Here is a 6,304-nt window from a genome sequence, read left to right as displayed (position 1 = left end):
GGGGCGGTGGCGGCGTGAGGCGCCGGGGCGCGGCCGGGGTGGCCGTGCCGCCGGTCACCGCGGTGTTGGCGTCCCGGAAAAGCCGCGTGTCGATGCCGCGGTTTCAGTTGCGGGATTGATCCGGAACAGCGCCTTGCCCCGCGCGATCGCGCAGTGCGGCGGGCAATTTCCACAGCATCAGTTCGCGCGTGCCGATTGCCCACAGCGCAGAACCGTCCCACGAAAAGGCCAGCGCCTGGATCTCGCTGTTTTTGGGTAGCGACGATGCGTCGAGCTGCACGGGCGTGTGGCCCTGTGCGACATCCCAGAGTGCCACGCGATGTTGCCAGCCGCCCGCTTTGCAGGTCGTACCCATCGCAAGGAAGCGACCGTTTGCCGAACGGGCGGCGGCCTTGAAGGTGTCGGCAGCGCCCAGCAGGGCCGACAGTACGTGCCCGTTCTTGAGATCCACCACATGCATGCCGACGAAGCGCGCCCGTTTCGGACCCGGGGCCTTCACGGGAGGTGGCATGCTGCCGTCGTCGTCGAGCAACAGCTCGAAGCCTGTCGCGATCCAGTGACCCTGCGGCGAGCCGAGCGGCTTGGGCACCCATTGCGCGGCGCCGGCGGCGCTGAAGGAATCCGGTGTGCCGATGCGCCGGGGCAACGCGATCGTACGCAGCGTGCGGCCGGTGCGGGCGTCCAGCTCGGCGAGCCCTTGCGAATCCTCCGTCCAGTAGCTCCCGGAAGGCCGCCAGCGTACCGGCCAGATCAGCGCATTGCTGCCGTTGCTGATCTCGTCCATCAGCGACTGGCGTACCGACGAAAGCGTCGTGACGAACGGCCATGGATCGTCGTTGCCCGGCGGCGGTGACGCCGGGCGCTGCACGGTCAGGAACGCGGAGCCGACCGGATTCGCGTCCTTCTCGCCATGCCGAAGGTCATGCCAGAAATTGGCCGGCAGATCGTCATCGAGAATCCAGGACATATCGCTCATCTGATGGTCTCGCCAATCGGTCTCGCTCGGCCAGACGACTTCATGACGATCGACCTTGCTGCTCGCGATGTCGTATCGGTACAGGCTTGGCTTGCTCTTGGCGTCGGGCTGGCCGTCGAACCAGACGGCGCTGCCGTCGCCGTTGATCATCATCTGTCGCGGCCCCTCCTTGCCGTGCCAGATTTCGTCCGCCTGCAACGCGCCGTTGGCCGCGCGCAGCCGCCACACGTACTCGTTCCAGCCGCGGTTGTCGGCCACCTGGGCGCTGAACAGCAGGCTGCCATCCGGCAGGCCGAGGATGTCGTGCGGGTACAGCAACGTGCGTTGCGACGGGTCGGTCACGAACTTGTCCCAGCGGATGATCGACGGCTTGATTACCGGGGCGCTCGGGTCCGACGCCACCAGCTTGATGGCGGGGGGCGGCATCGACGGTGCCGAGGGCAACTGCCATGCAGCGGGCGACGTGGCGATTTCCAGCCTGGCTGGCAGTGCGGACAACGCGTCGGTCAATGCCGTGAACACGTCGGCCGGGACGACGGAGATGCCGGTCCTGCTGGATTGCGTCCGGTTGCCGCTGAACACGTCCAGGTCCTGGAGTGTCAATGCCTTCCACAGGCTGTAGTCGGGGTTGGGCCGGGAGTCGATGCGACCGAACTGAACGACCGTCGCCGGATGCCCGAATAGGGTGCTTGTGTCCTGCACCCGGACGAACAGCGCGCTCCGGTACTGGCCGGTGATGCCGTCGCTGTGATCCTGGCGGGCTTCCCAGAACGCGTAGGTGGGTTGCAGCGCGGGCAGGCCGGAGCCGCGGAACAGCCGGTCGACGCGGGCCCGAGCCTGATCCATGCGCCAGTCCAGTTCCTGCCGGGTGATTGCACCTTGTTGCAGCGCCTGCTGCAGTTTCGGCAGGGTCGCATGGTCGGCGATGGCTGCGCGCAGGTCCGGCCGGCGCGACAACAGGACATGGCTCCAGGGGTCCGGCAAATTCTGCAACTGCCAGCTATCGGCACTGGCCTTGACCGGGCTCGTCCGTTGCAGCACGTGCTGCACGAGCGGCTGCACCTGGTCATAGGGAGCGGAGACCAACAGGAACACGGCTTCCGCATAAGCTTGCCGGTTCTTGCCGTTGTCCCAGATGAGGACCTGTTCGCCTCGACGGGCGGCTACTTCGTAATCGTCGTTGTGCCCGGTGTCGTGCAGTTGCTCGAATCTCCAATGCAGGCCGTCGACGGTGGTGTCTGGCAGCGGGTCGGCCTGGCAGGCGAGCGGGATTGCGATGCCGATCAGAATCGACAGGAAGCATGCGAGGCGTTTTCTCATTGACGTTATGCCTGGATGCAGCGGGAATTTGGACGTACCGATTCTAAGCGCGGTGTCGTGTGCGTACTGCGGTGTGCCGGGCGGCATTGCGCGGGGTATCGATTTTTGCGCCGTTCGGTATCACCGCGTACAGGCGTTGATGATGCCTTCGTTGAGATTGATGTTGTTCAGGTCGCCGGGTGCTGAGCGCAGCTTGAAGAGATTGGGGCGACCCGGAGATACCAGGTGCTGTGGCGATCGCGTCGCGGGCGGGGAATTTCGATCATCCGTGCCACTTGCCGTGACATCGGAAAAATGAAAAAGCCGCTGTTTCTTTCGAAACAGCGGCTTTCGCATTTGGTGGCGAATCAGGGACTCGAACCCCGGACCTGCGGATTATGATTCCGTCGCTCTAACCGACTGAGCTAATTCGCCGAAGAGTTGAATTATGTAGATCGACGCTCGGGCTGTCAACACCTTTTTTCATCTTCCGCGAAAAAAGTTGCCGGCGGCCCGTGCCGGCCTCGCTGTGGGGCGGGTTGTCGTTCGCCGGAACCCGCGTCCGGCAAACGACAACCCGCCCTTCATCCTCAATCCTGCGCGTAGATGTTCGAGTCCTTCGTCTCCTTGACGAACAGCAGGCCGATCACGAACGTGGCCAGCGCGATCACGATCGGATACCAGAGGCCCGAGTAGATGTCGCCCTTCGCCGCGACGATCGCGAACGCGGTGGCCGGCAGGAAGCCGCCGAACCAGCCGTTGCCGATGTGATAGGGCAGCGACATCGACGTGTAGCGGATCCGCGTCGGGAACATCTCGACCAGCATCGCGGCGATCGGGCCATAGACCATCGTCACGTAGATCACGAGGATCGTCAGGATCACGATCGTCATCGGCCAGTTGAGCTGCGCCGGGTCCGCCTTGGCCGGGTAGCCGGCCGCCTTCAGCGTCGCCCCGAGCGTCTTGTCGAACGCCGCGCCCTGCGCCTTCGCGTCGGCCGCCTTGCCTTCGTAGGCCGGGATCACCGTGTCGCCCACCTTGATCTGCGCCGTCGCGCCGGCTGGTGCCGCGACGTTCTCGTAGTTCAGGCCGGCTTTCGCGAGCGCGCTCTTCGCGATGTCGCACGAGTTCGTGAACTTCGACGTACCCACCGGGTTGAACTGGAATGAACAGGCGGCCGGATCGGCGATGACCGTGATCGGTGACTTCTGCGTGGCGATCTCGAGCTGCGGGTTCGCGTAGTGCGTGAGCGCCTTGAACAGCGGGAAGTAGGTCAGTGCCGCGATCAGGCAGCCCGCGAGGATGATCGGCTTGCGGCCGATCTTGTCCGACAGCGAACCGAAGAACAGGAAGAACGGCGTGCCGATCAGCAGCGCGATCGCGATCAGGATGTTCGCGCTCGCCCCGTCCACCTTCAGCGTCTGCGTGAGGAAGAACAGCGCGTAGAACTGGCCCGTGTACCACACGACGGCCTGGCCGGCGGTCAGGCCGACGAGCGCGAGGATCACGATCTTCAGGTTCTTCCACTGGCCGAACGCTTCGGTCAGCGGCGCCTTCGACGTCTTGCCTTCCGCCTTGATGCGCAGGAACACCGGCGATTCGTTCAACTGCATCCGGATCCACACCGACACCGCGAGCAGCAGGATCGACGCGACGAACGGCACGCGCCAGCCCCAGCTGCCGAACGCTTCCTCGCCGATGAAGGTGCGCACGCCGAGGATCACGAGCAGCGACAGGAACAGGCCGAGCGTGGCGGTCGTCTGGATCCACGCGGTGTAGAAGCCGCGACGGTTGGCCGGCGCGTGCTCGGCGACGTAGGTCGCCGCGCCGCCGTACTCGCCGCCGAGCGCGAGACCCTGCAACAGCCGCATCGCGATGAAGATCACGGGCGCGGCGATGCCGATCGACGCGTAGCCGGGCAGGAAGCCGACCACGAAGGTCGAGATGCCCATGATCACGATCGTCACGAGGAACGTGTGCTTGCGGCCGACGAGGTCGCCGAGGCGGCCGAACACGATCGCGCCGAACGGCCGCACCGCGAAGCCGGCCGCGAAGCCGAGCAGCGTGAAGATGAAGGCGGCGGTCGGGTTGACGCCGGAGAAGAAGCTCTTGCTGATGTAGGCCGCGAGCGAGCCGGCCAGGTAAAAGTCGTACCACTCGAACACGGTGCCGAGCGACGACGCGAAGATCACCTTCTTCTCTTCACCCGTCATCGGCGAGTGCGAAATTTGCCCGCCTAACGTTGCCATGAGTCGTCTCCAAGTCCCTTTGTAGGTGTGCGGCCGCCTTGGGTGAGGCGGGCCTGTTGACGATTATTGGTAGGGAAACTTACGGCGGACTGACTCGCGCCTGCAAAGCAGATGTGCGTCAACTTTCGTCTAAGTTTCTGCTTTGAGTGTCTATCACGCTTGCAACGTCGCCGAAATCGTCGATTTCGGCGTAATCCGGGCAGCCTGCGGCGGCGCGCGTCAGGGTTAATCCGGGGCGGCTTCGGTCAGCGGCAGGCTGACGCGCACGAGCGTGCCGGCGAGGCGCGGGGCGTGCTGGTAGACGTGATCGTCGAGCGTCAGCGTGCCGCCGTGCTGCGTGGCGATCTCGCGCACGATCGCGAGCCCGAGGCCGCTGCCGTCGCCTTCGCGGCCGAGGATCCGGTAGAAGCGCTCGACGACGCGCTCGCGTTCGGCGGCCGGGATGCCCGGCCCGGTGTCCTCGACTTCGAGATGCACGAACCGCGCGGCGGGCTCGGCGCGCACGCGCACCGTGATGCGGCCGCCTTCCGGCGTGTAGCGGATCGCGTTGTCGATCAGGTTGCCGAGCATCTCGCGCAGCATCACCGGGTTGCCGTCGACGTCGAGCGGCGTGTCGTCCGGCGGGCCTTCGTAGCCGAGATCCATGCGTTTCGCGAGCGCGGCCTGCACCCAGTCGCGCACCGCGCGCCGCGCGAGCGAGGCGATTTCGACCGGCTCGAACGTCAGCCCGCTCGCACGGTTCTCGGCGCGCGCCAGCGCGAGCAGTTGCGTGACGAGCCGCGCGGCCTGCTCGGAGCTCGTCGCGATCTGCTCGAGCGAGCGCTGCACGTCGGGCGGCACGGGGTGGCGCAGCGCGAACTCGGCCTGCGTGCGCAGGCCCGCGAGCGGCGTCTTCATCTGGTGGGCGGCGTCGGCGATGAAGCGCTTTTGCAGCGCCATGTTCTGTTCGAGACGGGCGAGCAGGTCGTTGAACGACGTGACGAGCGGCTCGATCTCGGGCGGCGCGCGCTGCGCCTCGACCGGCGACAGGTCGTCGGGCCGCCGCGCGCGGATGTGCGCCTGCAGCGCGTTGAGCGGCGCGAGCCCGCGCGACAGCCCGAACCAGACCAGCAGGATCGCGAGCGGCAGGATCACGAACTGCGGCAGGATCACGCCCTTGATGATGTCGTTCGCGAGCGCGTTGCGCTTGTCCAGCGTTTCACCGACCTGCACGAGCACGGGCTGTGCGCTGTCCGATTGCGGCAGCGCGACCGTCGTATACGCGACGCGCACGTCGTTGCCGCGCAGCAGGTCGTCGCGGAACATGACGACGCCCGGCGGCGGGCGGTCCTCGTCGCGCGGCAGCGGCATGTCGGCTTCGCCCGCGACCAGTTCGCCGCGGGTGCCGAGCACCTGGAAATAGACGCTGTCGACGTTGTCCGCGCGCAGGAAGTCGCGCGTCTGCTGCGGCAGCGTCAGCTCGGCGACGCCGTTTACCGGATGGATCTGCCGCGCGAGCACGTACGCGTTGGTCTCGAGCGCGCGATCGAACGGACCGTTCGCGATCGTCTTCGCGACGAGGTAGGTGACGGCGATGCTCATCGGCCACAGCAGCAGCAGCGGCGCGAGCATCCAGTCGAGGATCTCGCCGAACAGGGAGCGCGGGCGCGGCGCCTCGGGCGCATCGGTTTCGTCGGGCGGCGCGAACGGGTTCTCGTAGCGCGCGTCGCGCGCCTCGTCGGCGGCCGACGACGGCGCGCCGGTCGGGTGGCGGGTAGGGGCCGGCGTGGCCATCGCGGCG

The 6,304-nt window shown here is 66.5% G+C and carries 4 protein-coding genes and 1 tRNA gene; all 5 read right to left on the bottom strand.

The annotated features are described in order from the left end of the window. Positions 1 to 103 precede the first annotated feature (103 nt). Entirely contained in the window at positions 104 to 2,296 is a 2,193-nt protein-coding gene (locus ABY44_RS07590) for a hypothetical protein (protein ID WP_060174910.1), read from the bottom strand. Positions 2,297 to 2,416: 120 nt separating this feature from the next. Continuing rightward, positions 2,417 to 2,632 (bottom strand): hypothetical protein, encoded by a 216-nt coding sequence (locus ABY44_RS07585; RefSeq protein ID WP_155638024.1) that lies wholly within the window; start codon positions 2,630 to 2,632, stop codon positions 2,417 to 2,419. 1 nt (position 2,633) lies between these two features. After that, positions 2,634 to 2,710: transfer RNA gene (locus ABY44_RS07580), tRNA-Met, on the bottom strand. 155 nt (positions 2,711 to 2,865) lie between these two features. Then, entirely contained in the window at positions 2,866 to 4,524 is a 1,659-nt protein-coding gene (locus tag ABY44_RS07575) for an MFS transporter (RefSeq protein ID WP_060174911.1), read from the bottom strand. A 225-nt stretch (positions 4,525 to 4,749) separates the two neighbouring features. Further along, positions 4,750 to 6,297, bottom strand: coding sequence for a sensor histidine kinase (locus tag ABY44_RS07570; RefSeq protein WP_060174912.1), 1,548 nt, complete (start codon positions 6,295 to 6,297; stop codon positions 4,750 to 4,752). Positions 6,298 to 6,304 lie beyond the last annotated feature (7 nt).

This window comes from Burkholderia sp. ZZQ-2, assembly GCF_050768715.1.
GTDB classification, from domain to species: Bacteria; Pseudomonadota; Gammaproteobacteria; order Burkholderiales; family Burkholderiaceae; genus Burkholderia; species Burkholderia cepacia.
The sequence above is the reverse complement of the archived record's forward strand: the minus strand, read 5'-3'. Positions and strand labels throughout refer to the sequence as shown.